The 20699-nt window shown below is 41.8% G+C and carries 19 protein-coding genes; 12 read left to right on the forward strand and 7 right to left on the reverse strand.

Annotated features, from left to right (window positions below):
• Positions 1 to 66: 66 nt before the first annotated feature.
• Positions 67 to 1122 (reverse strand): 4-hydroxythreonine-4-phosphate dehydrogenase PdxA, encoded by a 1056-nt coding sequence (gene pdxA, locus B9Y69_RS17705; RefSeq protein WP_085474328.1) that lies wholly within the window; start codon positions 1120 to 1122, stop codon positions 67 to 69.
• 103 nt (positions 1123 to 1225) lie between these two features.
• Here pdxA and rsmA point away from each other — a divergent pair, with 103 nt between their 5' ends.
• The 3 genes from rsmA to B9Y69_RS17720 are packed head-to-tail and all read left to right on the forward strand — an operon-like array spanning position 1226 to position 4115.
• Positions 1226 to 2005, forward strand: a complete 780-nt coding sequence (gene rsmA, locus B9Y69_RS17710) for a 16S rRNA (adenine(1518)-N(6)/adenine(1519)-N(6))-dimethyltransferase RsmA (protein WP_085474329.1) — start codon at positions 1226 to 1228, stop codon at positions 2003 to 2005.
• 8 nt (positions 2006 to 2013) lie between these two features.
• Positions 2014 to 3177 (forward strand): FAD-dependent monooxygenase, encoded by a 1164-nt coding sequence (locus B9Y69_RS17715; protein ID WP_085474330.1) that lies wholly within the window; start codon positions 2014 to 2016, stop codon positions 3175 to 3177.
• Positions 3174 to 4115, forward strand: a complete 942-nt coding sequence (locus B9Y69_RS17720) for an NAD(P)-dependent oxidoreductase (protein WP_085474331.1) — start codon at positions 3174 to 3176, stop codon at positions 4113 to 4115. Before B9Y69_RS17715 ends, B9Y69_RS17720 begins: the two co-directional genes overlap by 4 nt.
• A gap of 10 nt (positions 4116 to 4125) precedes the next feature.
• Here the strand turns inward: B9Y69_RS17720 and B9Y69_RS17725 are convergent, their stop codons facing one another.
• A complete protein-coding gene (locus B9Y69_RS17725; protein WP_085474332.1) occupies positions 4126 to 5013 on the reverse strand; it encodes a UbiA prenyltransferase family protein in 888 nt (295 codons plus the stop codon).
• Between the two features lie 177 nt (positions 5014 to 5190).
• Here B9Y69_RS17725 and acs point away from each other — a divergent pair, with 177 nt between their 5' ends.
• Positions 5191 to 7107, forward strand: a complete 1917-nt coding sequence (gene acs / locus B9Y69_RS17730) for an acetate--CoA ligase (RefSeq protein WP_085474333.1) — start codon at positions 5191 to 5193, stop codon at positions 7105 to 7107.
• A gap of 33 nt (positions 7108 to 7140) precedes the next feature.
• Here acs and B9Y69_RS17735 read toward each other — a convergent pair whose 3' ends face one another.
• The gene (locus tag B9Y69_RS17735; RefSeq protein WP_085474334.1) at positions 7141 to 8208 is read right to left on the reverse strand and encodes a metallophosphoesterase; all 1068 of its coding nucleotides are present in this window, start codon (positions 8206 to 8208) and stop codon (positions 7141 to 7143) included.
• Positions 8209 to 8303: 95 nt separating this feature from the next.
• Between B9Y69_RS17735 and B9Y69_RS17740 the strand changes: the two genes are divergently transcribed.
• From B9Y69_RS17740 to mnhG, 7 genes are read left to right on the forward strand one after another with little or no spacing between them, the layout of a single operon-like run.
• Positions 8304 to 10613, forward strand: a complete 2310-nt coding sequence (locus tag B9Y69_RS17740) for a putative monovalent cation/H+ antiporter subunit A (protein WP_085474335.1) — start codon at positions 8304 to 8306, stop codon at positions 10611 to 10613.
• 3 nt (positions 10614 to 10616) lie between these two features.
• Entirely contained in the window at positions 10617 to 11027 is a 411-nt protein-coding gene (locus tag B9Y69_RS17745; RefSeq protein WP_085474336.1) for a Na+/H+ antiporter subunit B, read from the forward strand.
• A 1-nt stretch (position 11028) separates the two neighbouring features.
• Positions 11029 to 11385, forward strand: a complete 357-nt coding sequence (locus tag B9Y69_RS17750; protein WP_085474337.1) for a Na+/H+ antiporter subunit C — start codon at positions 11029 to 11031, stop codon at positions 11383 to 11385.
• On the forward strand, positions 11382 to 12890 hold the full coding sequence (locus B9Y69_RS17755) for a proton-conducting transporter transmembrane domain-containing protein (RefSeq protein WP_085474338.1): 1509 nt from the start codon (positions 11382 to 11384) through the stop codon (positions 12888 to 12890). Before B9Y69_RS17750 ends, B9Y69_RS17755 begins: the two co-directional genes overlap by 4 nt.
• A gap of 3 nt (positions 12891 to 12893) precedes the next feature.
• Positions 12894 to 13370, forward strand: a complete 477-nt coding sequence (locus B9Y69_RS17760) for a Na+/H+ antiporter subunit E (protein ID WP_085474339.1) — start codon at positions 12894 to 12896, stop codon at positions 13368 to 13370.
• Positions 13367 to 13642 carry an MrpF/PhaF family protein gene (locus B9Y69_RS17765; protein ID WP_085474340.1) on the forward strand — a complete coding sequence of 92 codons (276 nt, stop codon included), beginning with the start codon at positions 13367 to 13369 and terminating at the stop codon, positions 13640 to 13642. Before B9Y69_RS17760 ends, B9Y69_RS17765 begins: the two co-directional genes overlap by 4 nt.
• Positions 13635 to 14045, forward strand: a complete 411-nt coding sequence (gene mnhG, locus B9Y69_RS17770; protein WP_085474341.1) for a monovalent cation/H(+) antiporter subunit G — start codon at positions 13635 to 13637, stop codon at positions 14043 to 14045. The genes B9Y69_RS17765 and mnhG overlap by 8 nt, the downstream gene beginning before the upstream one ends.
• A 223-nt stretch (positions 14046 to 14268) precedes the next feature.
• Here the strand turns inward: mnhG and B9Y69_RS17775 are convergent, their stop codons facing one another.
• Positions 14269 to 15360, reverse strand: a complete 1092-nt coding sequence (locus B9Y69_RS17775) for a lactonase family protein (protein WP_085474342.1) — start codon at positions 15358 to 15360, stop codon at positions 14269 to 14271.
• Positions 15361 to 15534: 174 nt separating this feature from the next.
• Between B9Y69_RS17775 and B9Y69_RS17780 the strand changes: the two genes are divergently transcribed.
• Complete coding sequence (locus tag B9Y69_RS17780; protein ID WP_317042147.1) at positions 15535 to 16905, forward strand: peptidylprolyl isomerase; 1371 nt, start codon at positions 15535 to 15537, stop codon at positions 16903 to 16905.
• Positions 16906 to 16979: 74 nt separating this feature from the next.
• On the opposite strand, the gene B9Y69_RS17785 is transcribed toward B9Y69_RS17780, so the two are convergent.
• From B9Y69_RS17785 to der, 3 genes are read right to left on the reverse strand one after another with little or no spacing between them, the layout of a single operon-like run.
• Positions 16980 to 17846 (reverse strand): DUF4440 domain-containing protein, encoded by an 867-nt coding sequence (locus B9Y69_RS17785; RefSeq protein WP_085474343.1) that lies wholly within the window; start codon positions 17844 to 17846, stop codon positions 16980 to 16982.
• Positions 17847 to 17870: 24 nt separating this feature from the next.
• Positions 17871 to 19343 carry a cysteine--tRNA ligase gene (gene cysS, locus B9Y69_RS17790; RefSeq protein WP_085474344.1) on the reverse strand — a complete coding sequence of 491 codons (1473 nt, stop codon included), beginning with the start codon at positions 19341 to 19343 and terminating at the stop codon, positions 17871 to 17873.
• A 21-nt stretch (positions 19344 to 19364) separates the two neighbouring features.
• Positions 19365 to 20669, reverse strand: coding sequence for a ribosome biogenesis GTPase Der (gene der / locus B9Y69_RS17795; protein WP_085474345.1), 1305 nt, complete (start codon positions 20667 to 20669; stop codon positions 19365 to 19367).
• Between the last annotated feature and the right edge of the window lie 30 nt (positions 20670 to 20699).

The raw sequence follows: 20699 nt of genomic DNA on the forward strand, positions 1-20699 counted from the left end.
CGGGCAAAAATACGCAAAATTAAGATACAATTCGGTATCTATCGTTATTTAAAAGCAGCTCGCTTCTTAGTCACGGTCTTTAGAAAGTCGACGGAAAGCAAGCGGATTCGCTGTCAGTTCAGCCTGTTCTCTACGACATTTAACAATATGTACAGCCTTAAAAATCGCTTCTAAAAAAGATTCATGTGAGGCTAAATTTTTCCCTGCAATATCATATCCCGTGCCATGATCTGGCGAAGTTCGTACTACCGGTAATCCAGCCGTATAATTTACACCTTGACGCGAGGCAATATGTTTGAAAGGGATCAATCCCTGATCGTGATACATCGCCAAAACCGCATCAAACTTGGTATAACTATCTGTTGCAAAGAAACCATCTGCTGGATATGGACCAAAACAGAACACACCTTCCTGATTTGCTTTTTCGATAGCCGGTCTAATGATTTCATCATCCTCTGTTCCAATGATGCCATTATCACCCGCATGTGGATTAAGCCCTAGAACAGCGATTTTAGGTTTTTGAACCCAGAAATCCTTCTTTAAGCTCTCATGCATCATCTTTAATTTCTGCATAATAGCCTCCTCTGTGATAGAAGACGCGATATCCTTTACTGGAATATGTCCCGTAACGACCCCTACACGGAGCTCTTCGGTAATCATAAACATAAGCACATCCGATGCATTAGACTTCGCCTGTAAATACTCCGTATGTCCGGGAAAGTTAAAACCGTCTTGTTGGATATTGTGCTTATTGATTGGCGCTGTCACTAACGCATCTATACGACCAGCATTTAGATCTTCAACTGCTTTTTCAAGGGAAAGAAAGGCATATTTTCCACCTATTTCATTCTGCTCACCCAAAGTGATCTTAACGTCCTCCTGCCAACAGTTGATAATATTAGAGCGTTTAGGATTAGCTTGATCTGGTGAATTAATTACATTGAAACTAAAATCCTGCACCCCAATTGCCTTCCGGTGGAAAGATGCAACTTTAGTATTTCCATAAACAATAGGTGTAAAGTATTCGAGAACTCTATTATCCATTAAGGATTTAATAATAACTTCTAAACCTATACCATTGATGTCGCCTACAGTAATACCTATTTTTAGTTTTTCACTCATCTTTCAAAAGCTTTGATTCAAAATTACAAAATTTAGCAAACAAAAGGCTGTTTGAAAAGCAAATTGTTCGGAATAACTATCTTTGCATTCTATTCGATAAGCTATGAGTACAGTACGCGCAAAGAAACACTTGGGACAACATTTCTTAAATGATAAGAATGCGGCTCAAAAAATTGTAGAAGCTTTGGATCCTTCATTAGGGTTTACACAAGTATTAGAGGTGGGACCTGGTATGGGTGTTCTTTCTGATTTTCTATTAGAAAAAAAGGAATACGAGACCTGGCTTATCGACATTGACGACGAGTCCATTGCGTTTCTAGCCGACAAGTATTCGCAATTGGGAGACCGACTTATTCATGGGGATTTCCTGGCTTTGGATTTTGGCGCGTACTTTGGAGATAAGATGGCGGTCATCGGAAATTTTCCGTACAATATTTCTTCTCAAATCTTGTTTAAGATCTTGGACGAACGAGACCGCGTGGTACAAATGGCGGGGATGTTCCAAAAAGAAGTGGCAGAGCGTTGTGTCGCTAAGCCAGGAAGTAAGGAATATGGCATATTAAGCGTTTTCTTACAAGCCTACTATGATGTTCAATATCTATTCACGGTTAAAGCAGGCGCTTTCAACCCGCCGCCAAAAGTACAATCGGGTGTGATGCGGATGACCAGAAACGGCCGTGCCACCTTGGATTGTGATGAAAAACTATTTTGGCGTGTCGTAAAAGCAGGTTTTAACCAACGACGCAAAACACTGCGCAATGCCTTGTCAGCTGTTGTTCCCAAAGATAAAATGAGCGATAATCCACTATACGAACTACGTGCAGAACGACTCAGTGTAAAAGACTTTGAAAGTCTCACGAACGAAATTATGACTGTTTTATAGCCCATAAGATGAAAGCCAGATTTGCTATTGTTGGCGGAGGAATTGCAGGCCTTACCGCAGCTATTGGTCTTCGCAAACTGGGGTACGAACCTATTATTTACGAACGTACTCCTGTGCTAAAAGGTATCGGCGCAGGTTTTGGTCTTGCAGCCAACGCGATGCATGCATTCGACCTGCTCGGACTTCGCCAAGGTGTCGAAAAAATAGGTCATTTCCTCTCGTCTTACGCTATTCTGGATCAAAAAGGGCGAGTTATCGCGGCACCTGACACCGCAGAAATTGCCAAGAATTTTCAGCAACTGAACTTCGCCATACACCGTGCTGATTTGCATCGTTTTTTAATCGATCAGCTTCCGCCGGAAACGATTCAACTCGGTAAAGAAGCCCTCAATTTAGAACAAAACAAAGATGGGATCGTTCTTCACTTTGCAGATGGACAAAAGGTTGAGGCCGAGTATCTATTAATCACAGATGGCGTACGATCAAAACTTCGTCAACAATTGATTCCACAATCGGCACCTCGATATTCAGGATATACATGTTGGCGGGCCGTAATAGACAATACGGATATTAATTTGAAAGAGGGCAGTGAAACCTGGGGTGCCTTGGGGCGTTTTGGGATGACACCACTTGTAAACGATAAAATTTACTGGTATGCGTGTATTAATGCCTCCGAAAATAACCCAACATATGCCGCCTATAAAATCACGGATCTACAACGCCATTTCCGTAGCTATCATACAGATATTCAAACATTATTAAAAAACACAAAAGACGAACAGCTTCTCTGGAATGATATTATCGATATCAAACCGCTGGATACGCTCGCCTACAACCGGGTTTTATTGTTAGGTGATGCCGGACATGCGACGACTCCTAATATGGGGCAAGGAGCTTGCCAAGCTATCGAAGATGCCGTTGTATTGATGGATGAGCTCAAAACAAATCCAGCTATAGAAACTGTCTTCCAGCATGTGAATGAAAGACGCTTACACCGTACGCGCTATATCACCAACACATCCTGGCAGATTGGAAAGGTAGCGCAATGGGAAAACAGAAACCTCATTGCAGTACGCAACTTTTTCATGCGCAACTTACCTGCCCGATTTATGCAATCGAAGCTCCAGCAATTGCTTAGCGAAGACTTCATGACTATTAACAAAAGAAGATGAAAACACAGATATTAATCGTCGACGATATACACGAAATCTTACTGGAAAAGTTGAAATCAGCGGGCTTAGCGTATGATTACCAACCCAACATAGATCGCGAAGGTGCGGCGGCAATCATCAGTAATTACTCGGGTTTGATCATTCGCTCCAAATTTCAAGTGGACCGAGATTTTATTGACTTAGGTACGAACCTCCAGTTTATCGGACGTGCCGGAGCAGGGATGGACAATATCGATGAGCATTATGCAACATCCAAAGGAATTGTGTTGATTCCAGCCAATGAAGGCAACCGGGATGCTGTTGGGGAGCATATGATCGGGATGTTGTTGAGCCTCATGAACAACTTGAATCGTGCACATAAAGAAATTACCGAAAAAGGCCAATGGCGCCGTGAAGAAAATCGAGGCCATGAGCTTAAAGGGAAAACAGTCGCCCTCATTGGATATGGTCACAACGGTCAAGCCATGGCTAAAAAGCTCGCCGGATTCGAGGTTAACGTCATTGCTTACGACAAGTACAAGACAGGATTCTCGGACAACTATGCCCGTGAAGTGTCCATGGAAGAAGTGGTGAAGCAAGCTGATATTTTGAGCTTTCATATCCCTTTAACGACCGAAACCAAAGGCCTTGTAGATGATGAATACCTGTTCCATTTCCGCAAACCTATCTTCTTTTTAATGGGCGCACGCGGCGGAATCGTCCAAGTACCGGCGGTATTAAAAGCACTGAATTCGAAAAAGATTATCGCTGCTGCTTTCGATGTTTTGCCAATCGAAAAATTCCCTTCACTTGGCGAACAAGAATGGTTTCATGACCTTAGCTCCCGTGATAATGTATTACTAAGCCCACATGTCGCAGGATGGACGTACGAAAGTTACTACAAGTTATCCGATGTATTGGCAGAGAAAATAATTGCTTTGGAACATACAGCAAACTAACGTGATGCATTTACCCCCCGAAAGCTTGAAACAAAGCAACGGAAAGTAATACAAATAAGAACTGTAATACCAAGGCCAGATCGAGCAGATAGGTATAGTGATAATGTCCTTTCTTCTCAAAAATAAAAAACCGATAAAATATAGCAATAAGGAGATTTGTCGCTAATATCCCTCCTTTTATAGGCCAAGGAATAGCGGAAGAAAAGACGACCAATAAACTGTGTATCGCTACAAGTATGTAGCATAATCGAATTGCTTTCTCTACGCCTAACATACTGGGGATTGTCCGAAGGTGATAGTAGGAATCCTGTGCAATATCTCGGATATCAAACGGCAAGGTACAAATCACCAAAAAGAGGAATTTAAAAGCAAAAAGGCTATAAAATAAGACACTGTCAACCGTTTCCCCTTGTGCCCAAAGCTCTACTGCTGGCAGAGCAACCGAACTAAGCGTCCAAACCAGCGCAATATGAAAGACTTTCATCGCTGGCAGCTGCCGCAACCCTACCCATTTGCCTTGGTAGGGAATGATGGGGAAAGAATACAAAATACTGACCGCCCCTATTACACCTAGAAATAACCAAGTATACAGATGCACGTGGAAAAGTGCGTAAACTAAAACACATGCCGCAATAGTCATATTCAGCCATAACAGCCATTCATACCGAAACACCCATCGGGTGCGTGCATAGGCAGACTCCGCCGGTTGTTTGGGCTTAGATAACAGAAAGCTGAAATTATACAACAATAAGGTTGCTGCGCCTTCTATCAGAATGATAAATAGATTATAAGGCTGGTCAAATATTAAATACGTCAAAGCACATTGTGCCGCGGCTGCAACAGCTATCAATATGTTCGTGAAAATCAAAACATAATAGACCCTCCTTAACAACTTCATAACCGACGATACAATTTATTTAAATTCTTGCATTAAATTAATCAAAATAAGGCATTTTTATATTTAAAATTGACAATAATGGCAAAAAAAACTAAATTAGCCTATTAAGATTCGATTCAGACACAAATGAATAAATAAGTGGCTGCTTCGAATAAATAACAAAATTTTACCGAGAATATGAGCCTACAGATTACAAGTTTTGAGGAGTATCAGGAAGTCTACAAACGTAGCGTTGAGGATCCTAAAGCATTTTGGGGAGAAATTGCTGAAAATTTCTTTTGGAAAAGAAAATGGACGAATGTATTAAATTGGAATTTCACAGAACCGAATGTAAAATGGTTCGAAGGAGGAAAATTAAACATTACCGAAAACTGTCTTGACAGACATATCTATAAGTATGGCGATAAGCCTGCTATCATTTGGGAGCCTAACGACCCGAATGAATCACACCGTGTACTCAGCTATAAGCAACTTTTAGCCAAGGTTGAAACTTTCGCTAATGTACTAAAGAACAACAATGTTAAAAAAGGTGACCGTGTATGTATCTACTTACCAATGGTTCCTGAGCTTGTTATTGCGGTACTTGCTTGTGCTCGTATTGGAGCGATTCACTCTGTCGTGTTCGGAGGTTTCTCCGCACAATCTATTGCCGATCGTATCAACGATGCCGAATGTAAATTAGTAGTTACCGCCGATGGTGGATTTAGAGCGAACAAAACATTGGAGTTAAAATCCATTGTTGATGACGCCTTAATGCAATGTAAAACAGTAGAACGTGTCATTGTACTCACGCGTACCCGCACCCCAGTATCGATGATCAAGGGACGTGATGTTTGGTGGGAAGACGAGATCAGTAAAGTGGAAACACAAGGAAATCCACCATGCCCTGCAGAAGAAATGGATGCTGAAGATCCGCTATTTATTTTGTACACATCTGGATCTACGGGTAAACCAAAAGGAGTCGTACATACTACGGGAGGATACATGGTGTATACCGGTTATACGTTCTCCAATGTATTTCAATATCAACCGGGGGAAGTGCACTTCTGTACGGCAGATATTGGCTGGATCACGGGACACAGTTATATCGTTTACGGTCCTTTATCGCAGGGCGCCGTTTCCTTGATGTTCGAAGGTACACCAACCTACCCAGATGCAGGTCGTTTGTGGGATGTTGTAGACAAACATAAAGTAAACATTCTCTATACAGCACCAACCGCTATTCGTTCCCTTATGGCATTTGGCGACGAGTATGTCGACAGTAAAGACTTGAGCAGCATCCGTAAGCTGGGATCTGTGGGTGAGCCGATCAATGAAGAAGCGTGGCACTGGTATAATGAGAAAATTGGTAAAGGTAAAGCGCCAATTGTAGATACATGGTGGCAAACGGAAAACGGAGGTATCCTAATCGCACCGATGGCCGGTATTTCTCCAACGGTACCGAGTTATGCAATGTTGCCACTTCCGGGCGTACAACCGTGCCTAATGGATGAACATGGTAATGAAATCGAAGGTAACGACGTGACCGGAAACCTATGTATCAAGTTCCCTTGGCCTGGTATGCTACGCACAACATGGGGCGACCACGAGCGTTGTAGACAAACATACTTTGCGACTTACGAGAACAAATACTTCACCGGTGATGGTTGTTACCGAAGCCCAGAAGGCTACTATAAAATTACAGGACGTGTAGATGATGTGTTGAATGTTTCCGGTCACCGTATCGGAACGGCCGAGGTAGAAAATGCTATTAATATGCACTCCGATGTAGTTGAATCCGCCATCGTTGGTTATCCGCATCCTGTAAAAGGACAAGGTATCTATGCGTATGTTATTGCGAATCACCATATCGATGCGGAAAGCACGCGTAAAGATATTATGCAAACAATCACGCGTCTGATTGGTGCGATTGCAAAGCCAGATATTATTCAGTTTGTAAGCGACTTGCCAAAAACACGTTCTGGAAAGATTATGCGCCGTATCTTACGTAAGATTGCAGAAGGCGATATCAAGAACCTGGGCGATACATCAACCTTACAAGATCCAACTGTTGTTGACTCGATTATCAAGGGCTCGCAAGAGTTTCAACGATAAAATAAAAAGGGCGCTTTAAGCGCCCTTTTTATTTTAGTTTAATGTGAAAGTAAATTCTTGATTGGCTTCTGTTTTATAAGCCATACTTTGTGTTGCTGGAGAAATGGCAAATAAAGGTGAGAATGTTTTCACTTTTACCGTATTTCCATCCGGCAAAAACTCAAGATAGCGTAACCATCCGTCACCCCCATTACCATGCCATCCGCCCCCCATGGCCTGCGCATTAAAAGTCATTTGCGTCACAGTTTTACCAGACATATTTTTATCTTGTCTGAAACCTAAGTGCCCGTCAAAGACATCAGGATCACCAATATGTCCTGAAAATACAAGACGGATATTTTTGGATGGCTTCACCAACTTCTCAAATAAAGCTTCTCCATAGTTTACATCTTCCATCTTATACTTCTGCGTTTTGATGTGGTTACTGTTTTTATTCAAGAAAACGTGCGTTAATAAGATTACATCTTTATCCACATACTTCTTGTTGTTCAGCACATCCTTCGCCCAATTTACCACAGTATCTCGAGGTCCAAACTCAAGCACCATCACCAAAATATTCTTATTTTGTGGTGTTTTAAACTCGTACAATGCATTGACACTAGAAGACGCACCGTTTAAAGCAGGACCAATTTCACGAAGTGCTCTAAAATTCATGCTATTTTGCTCCACCGAAAAATACTTATCGTAATTAGTTGATCTGTATTCTGCACTTTTATAGCCATAATCATGATTTCCTGTCGCCAGTACATAAGGCACATGGTTATCGAATTTTGAAAAAGCACTGCGTACAAAGCTCCATTGCTGTTGGCTGTTCATATTGCCCGTATTGCCCTGTGGATTCATAAAGTCATTCTGCTCCACCAAGTCTCCTGTACACAGCACAAATTGCATATTCAAGGCCTCCACATTCTCGTAGATCCAACTGGTCATTAAATTTAAAATACCACCATTGCGATGATAACGCGAATACGTTTGAGGATCAGGAAGAAGAACCAACGACCACGAGTCTTTATCTGTTAATGTAGGTTTTTGGTACTGCGCATATCCTTGTAAGCTCCAAAACAAGCTCAATAAAAGGAAAGTTAGTTTGATGTTTTTCATGGCCTAAAATTAATATTTATCAAGAAAGTAACGCAAAAAACGGGTATTTTTTGTATTTTTATGTCGGTTCCATCATTAATAAAATACAAGACTGCATGCTATTTACTGTTTTAACAGGATTAATAACATCAAGCCTTCTCGTTCCTTTTGGCAAGTTTATTAAAACAAAATGGAGTATTTTACTCCCTTTTATACCTGTACTGCTATTTATTGTTTATCTACTTTATGTCCCGGATGTTGCTAGCGGAACTAATTTTCTACAACATCTACCTTGGGTTCCTTCCCTAGGCATTAATTTAGATTTCAAACTAGACGGCTTATCTCTCCTTTTTGCATTGCTCATCACAGGCATTGGTTCTGCGATTTTCTTTTACGCACGCACCTACCTCAGAGGACATCAGTACTACGATCGTTTCTTCGGCTATTTATTGCTCTTCATGAGCGCCATGTTGGGTGTTGTTTTATCGAATAATATTATTACCCTTTTTATTTTCTGGGAACTGACCAGTATTAGTTCCTTCTTCCTGATTGGTTTTAATAACGATAATGCGGACTCCAGAAAGAGCGCGCTCACAGCCTTAAGCATAACCGGAATCGGTGGTTTCTTTTTATTGGCAGGTTTAGTTTTACTTGGGAATATCGCCGGTACTTACGTGATTAGTGATCTTGTCGCTCAACACAACATTATAACCAGCCACCAACTATACCCGCTATTTGTCGGGTTTATACTGATTGGAGCATTCACCAAGTCAGCACAATTCCCATTTCATTTTTGGCTCCCGGGTGCTATGAAAGCGCCAACGCCGGTCTCAGCTTACCTCCACTCGGCAACGATGGTCAAAGCAGGGATATACCTGCTAGCCCGCTTTACCCCAATTTTAGGAAACACCGACCTTTGGAATTACACCTTGATGATTGTAGGTGGTTTCACCATGCTCTATGCGGCAATACATGCATTATTCCGTATAGATTTAAAAGCTATCCTAGCATACTCCACCATTTCGGCACTTGGTGTTCTCACTTTTTTATTGGGATTAGGATCAAAAGAAGCTATTGTTGCAGCCAGTGTTTTCATTCTGGTTCATGCGCTCTACAAGGCGACCTTATTTATGGTAACGGGAATTATTGACCATGAAACACATACGCGTGACCTCACGCATCTATCTGGTCTTCGCAAAGTACTGGCTCCTGTTTTTATTGCCGCACTTCTAGCAGCGCTCTCCAGTGCTGGAGTACCTTTGACCTTCGGATTTATCGGTAAGGATCTCATATACGAAGCAACTCTCCATGCACCTTCTCACTTGGCCTTATGGCTAACGGTACTCGCGGTCACAACAAATGTAGCGCTTGTCGCTGCAGGATTTATGGCCGGTATAAAACCTTTTACAGGGAAGCTACCACAAGCGTACGAAAAAATACATTTGCCCTATACATCGATGTGGTTACCTCCACTCATATTGGCCATATTGGGTCTCGTGTTTGGTTGCTTCCCAGGTTTAGTGGGCGATTTATTAAATCACCGTACAGCCAATAGCATCTGGGGGGGCGAAACAGCCATGCACCTCAAAATATGGCACGGCGTAAATACGGTATTATTGCTCAGTTTGTCCACGTTGGCGATCGGGACTTTCGTATACCTTATTAATAAACCAAGCATCCTGAAATTAGCCGCAATAGAAAAATTCAACCGCATTTCGCCGCAACGTATTATTACAGGTTACGCCTACGATATAAAGCGCTTTTCCAATTGGTACACTCATTTATTCCATGATGGCTACCTTCGCTCCTACCACTTCAAGATTATCCTGTTTGCCGAGTTATTGCTTGGTTATAAACTGTGGCTCAGTGGCCCGATCAGTATCGATTTTTCCGTATTGACGCCTCCCTCGTGGTATGAAGTGGTTATTATGCTGGTACTTCTAGGTGCCTTATATATTATTGTGACGACCAAATCAAGACTCACATCCGTCGTCTCCACCAGTGTTATCGGGTACTGTATCTGTCTAATGTTTGTTTTTTATAGCGCTCCTGATCTAGCTATGACACAGTTCACCATCGATACATTAACCACGGTGCTTTTTGTTTTGGTACTCTATAAATTACCTAGCTTCATGAACTTTGCTAAAAAAGGCATCTTGGTGCGTGACGCTGTAGTGGCATTAGGTTTCGGTACAATTCTCGCACTTATAGCATTACGTGTATTGTACGAACCAAATACGACAGAAATAAGCTCGTTTTACGGTGAAAATTCGTACCTCCTTGCCAAGGGAAAAAATGTGGTCAACGTCATTCTTGTAGACTATAGAGGTATCGATACAATGTTCGAAACGGTGGTACTTGCTATTGCTGCATTGGGTGTTTATAGTTTAATTAAGTTACGTTTAAAATCCTCCGAAAAAGAATAGCATATGAAAAGTGCAATTTTACAAACCGCAACACGATATCTGTTACCGATTTTATTGTTGTTTTCTTTTTTCCTCCTCCTACGCGGCCATTACTATCCAGGAGGCGGTTTTGTCGGCGGACTAGTCGCATCTATTGCTTTTGTCTTACACAGTTTCGCCAATGGTACGGAGAGTACCATGAAAATATTGCGCTATAAGCCGATTTCTTTGATTCCAATAGGTTTAGGAATTTCTGCCCTTAGCGTCGTGATCCCTTTGTTGTTTGGCCTTCCTCCGATGACAGGCTTATGGTTTGAGCAACCCATACCGGTAATTGGTATGATTGGGAGTTCGTTGTTTTTTGATTTAGGGGTCTATTTCGTCGTTATCGGCGTGGTACTCACCATTCTGTTCACCATTTCTTTAGAAGGGTAATATGGAGCTACTATTAATATTGGTTATTGGTCTTCTGTACGCCGGTGGCGTGTATTTGATTCTCCGTCGGAGTATGGTTAAATTGCTTTTGGGTATCATGCTATTGGGGAATGCAACCAACATCTTAATCTTTTTATTGGGAAAAATCACGAAAGCTAAACCGCCTGTGATTGACGAATCCTACAAAATTTTCCAAGATATATATGCCGACCCTATCCCACAGGCACTAATCTTAACGGCAATTGTAATCAGTTTTGGACTGACTTCATTTGCCATTGTATTGCTAAAACGAGTATACGCATTGGTTGACTCCGATGATTTAGATGACTTAAACACGCCCGAAGAAGAAGATTTATGATTGACAACCACATTTTAGGCCCCGTCTTTATCCACCTGTTTACCGCCATTATTCAATTGATATGCTGGCGTAAAACGGTAACGCAGCGATTTCTGAGCGTTGGAGGTAGCCTCCTAGGACTACTACTTGCCTTCCGCTTATTCAGCCGAGTGGAGGAAAATGGAATCCTAACCATGAATGCTGCGAATTGGGATGCTCCGTTTGGGATTGTTTTCGTTGCCGACCTCCTTAGCGTCACTTTAGTACTACTCACTTCGATTGCGGGCTTTGCTGTTTCGATATTTTCATCGGTTGGATTAAGCCGACAACGGATGCTCTACGGTTACTTCCCTATTTTTCATTTTCTGATCATGGGGCTAAATGGGGCATTCTTAACGGGTGATATATTTAACCTATATGTCTTCTTCGAAGTTATTATAATCGCATCTTTTGTCTTAATGACACTTGGTGGTCGAAAAGCACAATTGGAAGGAGCAGTGAAATATATGGCGATGAATATCCTCGCTTCCACCTTTTTCTTAACTGGTATTGCCATTCTATACGGTATAACAGGAACCTTAAACATGGCGGACCTCGCCATTAAAATCCAAGCGGTACAAAACAAAACCTTAATAGGCATTACCTCTTGTTTTTTTATTATTGGCTTTGGTATCAAATCGGCTGTATTCCCACTCTATTATTGGTTACCATCGTCCTACCATACCCCACCATCGGCAGTAGCCGCCACGTTTGGAGGCTTGTTGACTAAGGTAGGGATCTATGCTTTACTGCGTGTTTTTAGTTTGATTTTCATCCCAGATGATTTCACACGAACCTTATTAATGGTGATGGCCGTTTTCACTATTGTTACCGGCGGCTTTGGCGCACTAATCAAGACAAATGTACGCCGTTTGTTTTCTTACTTGATTGTGTGTCACATTGGTTTTATGATAGGTGGTATTGCCCTATTCAGTCAGGTCGCATTGATGGGGACCGTCTTTTACCTGATTCACGATATCATGGTTAAGACAAATATGTTCTTGATTGCTGGGGTCATCCGCCAACTTCGGGGCACCTTAGATATGAACAAGCTTGGTGGACTGTATAAAGATTACCCAAAAATATCATTACTGATTGCGCTCGTATTGTTCTCATTGGTCGGAATTCCACCATTATCCGGCTTTTGGCCAAAAATCCTTCTCTTCCAAGAAGCCTTCACACAGCAACAGTATTTCTTCGTAATCGCGCTCATCATTGGAAGTTTCGTAACCATGTATGTCATCGCCAATATGTGGGCACAGGTTTTTTGGAAAAACACACCAGAAGGTGTTACGATTGATGATCGCTTTAAGCCGATGCAGTTATACCGTAAGCTCCTCATGATACTACCTATTGCTATTTTAGCGGCGGCCACCCTCTATATTGGCCTCAACGCAGAACGGGTAGTACACGTTGCGGAGCAGATAAGTAATGAATTAATGGACACGACCCCTTACATTAATGCCGTGTTAGGGACTAATAGATAGCGTATGATAAAGAACTTTTTAATGAACCTCCTGCTGTCCGGTATTTGGGTAGCGCTGACCGGTTCTCTCTTTTATACCAACTTCCTGTTCGGTTTTATGCTGGGATTTTTCGTCCTATGGATCATGAACCGAAATGAAACCGATCAACGGTATTTCTATCGCGTACCTAAGGTGATAAGCTTTATTTTTTACTTTTTATACCAACTTATCAAGTCAAATATCCAAGTTGCCTTCGATGTGATTACACCCCGTTACTTTTTCACACCGGGGATTGTGAAGTATCCGATGAATGCGCGAACGGATTTTGAAATCAATTTATTGACGACAATGATCTCCCTGACACCAGGCACACTTATCATTGACATCAGCGAAGATAAAAAGACAATCTATATACATGTCATGTACCTGACCACGCCCGAAGCTTTCGTTCGCGAAACAAAAACAGGATTGGAAAGAAGACTATTAGAAATATTACGATGATTACTTTAGAAACCTATTTTGACTATGTTATCCTCCCCATATTGGCCATATCGGTTATGCTGGTATTTATCCGTCTTTTTAAAGGGCCTTCCGTAGTCGATCGTGTTATTGCATTGGATCTAATCATTACCATCGGGATTGGTATCATTACGGTTTACAGCATACGCTCCAACCAAAAGGTACTACTGGATGTCGCGATTATTCTTGCACTGATTGCCTTCCTAGGCACTGTTGCTTTTGCTTACTATATTGAAAAACAAAAAGATGATTAAAATAATCCTAGCCCTCCTCAGCACAGGAGGAGCACTTTCTATATTATTTGCGTCCATTGGTATTTTACGCATGCCCGATTTTTACCTCCGCCTCTCTGTGACCGTTAAGGCTTCTACACTCGGCGTCGGTTTGTTATTAATCTGTGCTGCCATTATGTTCCCAGATGTCTCGGTTACAACCAAAGCTATCGCGATCATCTTCTTCCTTATCATCACTGCACCTATTGCAGCACATATGATTGGGCGTGCCGCTTATTTTACGGGCACACCACTTTGGAAAGGAACAGTTGTTGATGAACTTGCAGGAATGTACAACAAGGAAACGCACGAATTAGAGAACCATCCTGATGAAGGCACCGATGAACGTGGAAACATCGCCGAAACATCAAAAGAGACAAAGTAATTTGATAGTTATTTGTCTGTAGCTTATGGGGTAGGGCGGCAAAAAAGGCAATAAATTATCATGTTGAACCTGCCTGCGGTACGCAGACCTATCGAAATACACAATGTATTGCCAAAAGTGCTGTTTATCCTTCCATAACACTTCGACAAGCTCAGTGTGAAATAGCTCCGGATAACAGCAGAAAAAAGGTTTTTTTAGACACCTTCGCTAGTTTACATCGCTACTAGAATGCGATGCAAACCGGACTTGCCACTCTAATTTCTCGTGTTTCATCACTCAGCTCTCCGGTCGCTGCGTTGCGCGGGAAGATCACAATATTATTAGTATACTGATTGGCGACCAACAGATACTTCTCATCGGGTGATAAATTAAAGTTCCGTGGTCCTTTCCCTTTCGTGGAATATACGTTAACCCGCTTTAATTCACCGCCCTTATCTACAGAAAATAAAGCAATAGAGTTGGCCTCCCCCCGATTGGAGGCGTATAAGAACTTACCGTCTTTTGAAAGTTTAATTTCCGCGGCCCCATTCTCTCCTTTAAAATCATCAGCATTGATAGAAGAAACGGTTAAGAGCTCCCATTTGTGCCCATCCTTACGGTAGTGCACAACTTCCGCACTCATTTCAAGCAACACATATAAATTCTTGCCCTTTTCATCAAAAACAATATGTCTCGGGCCGCCGCCAGCGGGCGTAGCCAAGGTAGATTCTTCCTTCAGTACATAATCCCCTTTTTCTTTATCCACAGCATAAATAGTAATCTTGTCCGAGCCTAAATCCTGAAGGTATACATGTTTATAATCTGGTGTAAAAAAAGCGGAGTGCACGTGTGAAGCACCTTGACGGTCCTTATTTGGTCCACTTCCGGTATGTTGAATATGCTGCACCATGCGTCCCAGGCTACCGTCTTTTTCCAAGTTATATACCGATGCCGATCCGCCGCCATAATTAGACACCACAACAAGCGGATCCCGTTGACTCACAGCAATGTGACAAGGATACGAACCATTTGTCGGCAATGTATTGACAAACGATAGATTATCGCCATCAAAAGCATAGGCCGATACGGCGGCCGTTTGATCTCCCATCTCATTTACCGCATACACCATTTTTCCATCGGTAGACTTTGCAACAAAGGAGGGGTTCTCTGCCGATGTGGTTGCATAAAGATCTGTTGTACCAATCTTCGTATCAAACATATAGAAATAAATACCCTGACTGCCCTTATCGGTATATGTACCCACAAAAAAAGGAACCTGTTGTGCAGCCCCTTGAAGTGTTAAAAACGATAAAATAATAACTAATGTCTGTTTCATAAATCTACCTCCTTTGATGGCATTGACAAGTTACGTATTATTTCAAAAGAAATACAAAATTCCCCCTGTTAAATATGGTTAAAGGCAAATTAATATTTAACATTTTTAATAACTTAGCGTGCAAAGAATTAGTAACTTTGGAAACGCTTAAAAGCGTTGATCAGAAGATAGTATATGATGAAGAAATATATCAGTTTATTAGCTATAGTAGCATTTTTTGGTGTTAGCAATTTAATGGGACAAAGCCGTTTGGTGGATCGTGTCGTTGCCACGGTGGGCTCCAGTATTATCTTGCAATCAGATGTTGAAATGCAATATGCCCAGCATTTGGCACAAGGTGAAAAACCAAATGAGACCATTAAGTGTTATTTACTACAGCAGCTGGTAACTCAAAAGTTGCTTTCTCAACAAGCTATTATCGACTCCATCGAGGTGTCAGAAGCAGAAGTAGATGACAACTTAAACCGTCGTATGCAAATGATGGTACGTCAAGCAGGAGGAAAGGAACGTCTGGAAGAATTCTTGAACCGTTCTTTATTACAGTACAAAGAAGAAATGCGTCCTAACATTTCGGAACAATTGAAAGCGCAAAAGATGCAACAAAATATTGTGTCGGCAATCAATGTTACCCCACAAGAGGTGAAACGTTATTTCGAGGGCTTAAATCAAGACAGCTTACCGTACTTCAATACGGAAGTAGAAGTTGGCGAGATTGTCATCAATCCCGTTTTAACAAAAGAAGAAAAAGATCAATTTAGACAAAAAGCAGAAGGGTATAGAAAACAAGTGATCGATGGTTCTGATTTTGGTACCATAGCGCGTTTATATTCAGAAGATGGTTCTGCGCCCTACGGTGGTGAATTAGGATTTGCAACCCGTGACAACTATGTAAAAGAATTTTCAGCCATGGCTTTCCGTTTGAAAGAAGGTGAGGTATCTCCGGTCTTTGAAACCATGTATGGTTTCCACTTCTTACAGGTCTTGCAGCGCAGAGGCGAGGAAGTTAACGTTCGCCACGTCTTGATTAAATCTAAACCAACGACAGCGAGTCTCGATCGTGCAAAAGCAAAAATTGACAGTATCTACGACAAGGTGGTTGCCGGCAAAATTAGTTTCCATACTGCAGCTTCGCTTTACTCTGAAAATAACGAAACAAAATATACCGGTGGTATGATTATGAATGAAGAAGATCGTACGGGCCTTATTCCGGTAAATAAATTAGAAGCCGAAACATTTACAGCGGTTGACCCGCTTGAAGTAGGAAAATATTCAAAATCTTTCCGTGCGAAAGACAGAATGGGCAGCGATGTATATAAGTTTATGTACCTGAAGTCCAGAATTGCACCGCACAAGGCGAACCTAGCACAAGACTTCGCCAAAATACAAGAAGCAGCCAAACAGGATAAAACAAACCGAATGCTTAGTGAATGGTTTGAACAACGTAAAGAAAATACATTTATCGACATCAATGAAGACTTCCTAAAGTGTGATGAGCTAAAGTTATGGATGACTAAAACTGGAACATCTTTAGCAAATAACGAATAAAAGAAAAGGACGGATATAAAAAGAAAGCGGCTGATTTAAATTAAATCAGCCGCTTTCTTTTTATGGATTGGTTCTTATCTTTCGAACATCATCTCCATAATAACCCGCCATTGGTAATCATCTTTTAATTGCCAGATGCGGATATAATTGAACTTAACAAGTTTTTCCTTGGATCGCACCGTTGCTGTACCTGAAGTGTACGCATACTCTCCGCTATACGCACGTCCAACGCCTGTTGGTTCTGTTGTAATCTCAATACGTTTCTTTTTCAAGAAAGCAAGCACATTCGCTTTCCCTTCAATCTCATCTTCCCACGGATAATAGTAACGCACGTCATCTGAGAGGAACTCACTAAAGGCCGCTTCATTGTTTGCTTTCAGCACGGTAGAAAACAACTCATCACTCTGCGTCACCACCTCTTCACGTTGCTGTAACCTTACTTTAGAACGATGTTTTAAGTACCAGGAGTTATCTGGTTCGTAATAAATTAAATCTGATTTTCCACCTTTACCGTAGTTCTCAACCTCCGCACGAATGTGTACTTTCCAATTTCCCTTTTTATCTCTACGCCAAACCGTCAAATACTGACCATTACGCTTTACAGCCCCTACCTTCTGAAACTCCATGGGGCCAGAAGTAACCCCCCAGTCCATACTCTTGGAAACCAAAGCAAAATTAGGCTCCCAGCTCATGACATCCGGAATATTGGGTCTATTATTCAAATAGTTCAAAGCATTCACCGGAGAAGGTACAAAAAGCGTAGACTCCTTATCGACAATCGATAATAAAGCCTGATGCGGATTTAATGTTTTCGAAATATTAGCAGCTGTACGATCAGCCGATATTAAGCTTCCGACACGCTCCGGCAGCTGCGCCTGTACGGTAAGTACAGAAGCACTAAGCAAGCACGTAACGAGGGAATAGGTAGGTATTAACTTCATCAATAAAACTTTGGGTTCTTATAATCAAATCTTATTCCAAAGTGTCCCGTCTTTGCTATCTTTCAATTGAATACCAATAGCATTAAGTTCTTCCCGAATTGTATCTGATGTTGTAAAGTCCTTATTCTTCTTTGCTTCGTTTCTAATATTGATAATAATTTGCATCAAGTCATCCATACTATCTGTGTCGGCTCCTAATACATCATCTTTTAAGCCCAAAACATCAAACACAAAGTTTTGCACCAAAGCTTTAACCTCGGTCAAAGTATCAACATCCATCACTGCTTTGCCATCGTACACCGCGTTGATATAACGAACAAGCTCAAACAACTCAGCAATTAACACCGGACTATTGAAATCATCATCCATTGCTGCGTAGCAATTTTGACGCACCTGTACGATATCAACTGTTGATTTTCCTTTGGCTGTCGGCTGAATTTTATCCAAAAGTGCAATCGCACTCATCAGGCGTTTATAACCTTTATCAGCAGCCTCTAGAGCATCATTTGAGAAATCGAGCGTACTTCTATAATGCGCTTGCATCATAAAAAAGCGCACTGCCATTGGCGAATATCCACGCGTTAACAACGGGTGATTCCCCGTGAAGAGCTCGTGCGGTAAAAACCCGTTACCCGATGATTTGGACATCCGTGCGCCATTAACCGTCAACATATTGGTATGCATCCAGTATTTTGCTGGCTGCACATGGTTACAAGCTTCCGATTGTGCAATCTCGTTGGTATGGTGCGTAGCTGCCAAGTCCATCCCACCACCGTGGATATCAAACTGTGCACCCAGGTACTTGCTGCTCATCGCTGAACACTCAATATGCCAACCCGGAAACCCAACGCTCCACGGTGAAGGCCAGCGCATGATATGTTCTGGCTTGGCCTTAATCCACAACGCAAAATCTAAACGGCCTTTCTTTTCATCCTGACCACCCAGTTCACGTGTATTGTTCAACATATCTTCCAGCTTACGGTTGGTAAGCATCGTGTAGTCATGTTTCTCCACATACTTCTCCACATCAAAGTAAACGGTACCGTTTACTTCGTAGGCATAACCATTCTCGATGATCTGTTTCACCATCTCGATCTGCTCAGAGATATGCCCTGTCGCGGTAGGTTCAATGCTCGGTGGAATAGTATTAAATAAACGTAACACATCGTGGAAACCCAGGGTGTACTTTTGTACAATCTCCATCGGCTCCAACTGTTCCAACTTCGCTTTCTTCGCAAATTTGTCATCTCCCTCGTCCCGATCACCTTCCAAATGCCCTGCATCTGTGATATTTCGTACATAACGTACCTTGAAACCCAAATGTAAGAGATAGCGAAAGATAAGATCAAACGACACGAACGTCCGACAGTTTCCCAAATGCACATCACTGTATACAGTAGGTCCACAGACATACATGCCCACAAAAGGTGCATTTAATGGTTCAAACTTTTCCTTAGTCCGCGTTAGTGTGTTGTAGAGAACGAGATTGTTTTCCATATATAAATGAAATCGCAAAGATTATTTTTGTCTGAAATAGATTTGAATAGGCACGCCAGTAAAATCAAAATTATCACGTAATTTATTCTCTACAAAGCGCTTGTAAGGATCTTTGATATATTGCGGCAGATTACAGAAGAAAGCAAACATAGGTGCTCTTCCTGGTAGCTGCGTTGCATATTTGATCTTAATGTATTTTCCTTTGGTTGCAGGCGGCGGATAGTTTTCAATCACATGAAGCATTACATCGTTCAATTTCGACGTAGGGATTTTCTTCATTTTATTGTTGTATACCTCCATCGCTGTTTCCACTACTTTGAATATACGTTGTTTCTCCGTCACCGAAGTGAAGACAATAGGAATATCCGTGAAAGGTGCGATTTTCTCTTTGATCTTCGCTTCAAATTCCTTCATTGTTTTGTTGTCCTTTTCAATGGTATCCCATTTATTAACAACAATCACAATTCCTTTTTTATTTTTCTCCGCCAAGTGGAAGATATTGATATCTTGTGCTTCGATTCCGTCGTTGGCATCAATCATCAACACGACAACATCAGAGTCTTCTAGGGCTTTGATGGTACGCATGACCGAGTAAAACTCGATATCTTCCCTCACCTTACTCTTACGACGTACACCGGCTGTATCGATCAACAAGAACTCATGTCCAAACTGATTGTAGTGAATACGAATCGAGTCACGCGTTGTACCTGCAATATCGGTAACGATGTTACGATCGACACCTAGAAGTGCATTCGTTAGGGATGATTTCCCGACATTCGGACGACCTACGATGGTAACTTTAGGAAGGGTTGTTTCTTCCTCTTCTTCGGGTTCTGGAAAGTGCGACACAACCGCATCTAACAACTCCCCTGTTCCCGACCCTGTTGCCGAAGAAACGTTATATATATCACCTAAGCCGAAAGCATAAAACTCCGCAGAGTCATGGTGCAGCTTAGCATGGTCTACTTTATTAGCAACAACATACACCGGCTTTGAACTACGGCGTAAAATATCGGCAATCTCATCGTCCAGGTCCGTAATACCTGTCGTTACATCGACCATAAAAACGATAACCGAAGCCTCGTCAATGGCAATATGTACTTGGTCACGAATAGCCTCTTCGAAGATGTCATCCGAACCATGTACAAAACCACCTGTATCGATTACGGTAAATTTCTTACCAATCCATTCTGCAGTTTCATAGTGGCGGTCACGGGTAACCCCGCTAAAGTCATCTACAATAGCTTTACGACTTTCCGTCAAGCGGTTAAACAAGGTCGATTTTCCGACGTTCGGACGACCTACAATTGCAACAATATTTGCCATATCTTTCGTATTATTTTTCTCGCGCGTTAC

The sequence above is a fragment of the Sphingobacterium psychroaquaticum genome, assembly GCF_900177625.1.
Classification (GTDB): Bacteria; Bacteroidota; Bacteroidia; order Sphingobacteriales; family Sphingobacteriaceae; genus Sphingobacterium; species Sphingobacterium psychroaquaticum.

Excerpts from the sequence above, each read along its gene's own strand:
- cysS (WP_085474344.1), bottom strand. The coding sequence starts at position 19,343 with ATGGAAAACAATCTCGTTCTCTACAACACACTAACGCGGACTAAGGAA.
- B9Y69_RS17785 (WP_085474343.1), bottom strand. The coding sequence starts at position 17,846 with ATGAAGTTAATACCTACCTATTCCCTCGTTACGTGCTTGCTTAGTGCT.
- mnhG (WP_085474341.1), top strand. The coding sequence starts at position 13,635 with ATGATTAAAATAATCCTAGCCCTCCTCAGCACAGGAGGAGCACTTTCT.
- acs (WP_085474333.1), top strand. The coding sequence starts at position 5,191 with ATGAGCCTACAGATTACAAGTTTTGAGGAGTATCAGGAAGTCTACAAA.
- pdxA (WP_085474328.1), bottom strand. The coding sequence starts at position 1,122 with ATGAGTGAAAAACTAAAAATAGGTATTACTGTAGGCGACATCAATGGT.
- B9Y69_RS17740 (WP_085474335.1), top strand. The coding sequence starts at position 8,304 with ATGCTATTTACTGTTTTAACAGGATTAATAACATCAAGCCTTCTCGTT.
- B9Y69_RS17715 (WP_085474330.1), top strand. The coding sequence starts at position 2,014 with ATGAAAGCCAGATTTGCTATTGTTGGCGGAGGAATTGCAGGCCTTACC.
- B9Y69_RS17750 (WP_085474337.1), top strand. The coding sequence starts at position 11,029 with ATGGAGCTACTATTAATATTGGTTATTGGTCTTCTGTACGCCGGTGGC.
- rsmA (WP_085474329.1), top strand. The coding sequence starts at position 1,226 with ATGAGTACAGTACGCGCAAAGAAACACTTGGGACAACATTTCTTAAAT.
- B9Y69_RS17745 (WP_085474336.1), top strand. The coding sequence starts at position 10,617 with ATGAAAAGTGCAATTTTACAAACCGCAACACGATATCTGTTACCGATT.
- B9Y69_RS17760 (WP_085474339.1), top strand. The coding sequence starts at position 12,894 with ATGATAAAGAACTTTTTAATGAACCTCCTGCTGTCCGGTATTTGGGTA.
- der (WP_085474345.1), bottom strand. The coding sequence starts at position 20,669 with ATGGCAAATATTGTTGCAATTGTAGGTCGTCCGAACGTCGGAAAATCG.
- B9Y69_RS17775 (WP_085474342.1), bottom strand. The coding sequence starts at position 15,360 with ATGAAACAGACATTAGTTATTATTTTATCGTTTTTAACACTTCAAGGG.
- B9Y69_RS17720 (WP_085474331.1), top strand. The coding sequence starts at position 3,174 with ATGAAAACACAGATATTAATCGTCGACGATATACACGAAATCTTACTG.
- B9Y69_RS17735 (WP_085474334.1), bottom strand. The coding sequence starts at position 8,208 with ATGAAAAACATCAAACTAACTTTCCTTTTATTGAGCTTGTTTTGGAGC.
- B9Y69_RS17780 (WP_317042147.1), top strand. The coding sequence starts at position 15,535 with ATGATGAAGAAATATATCAGTTTATTAGCTATAGTAGCATTTTTTGGT.
- B9Y69_RS17725 (WP_085474332.1), bottom strand. The coding sequence starts at position 5,013 with ATGAAGTTGTTAAGGAGGGTCTATTATGTTTTGATTTTCACGAACATA.
- B9Y69_RS17765 (WP_085474340.1), top strand. The coding sequence starts at position 13,367 with ATGATTACTTTAGAAACCTATTTTGACTATGTTATCCTCCCCATATTG.
- B9Y69_RS17755 (WP_085474338.1), top strand. The coding sequence starts at position 11,382 with ATGATTGACAACCACATTTTAGGCCCCGTCTTTATCCACCTGTTTACC.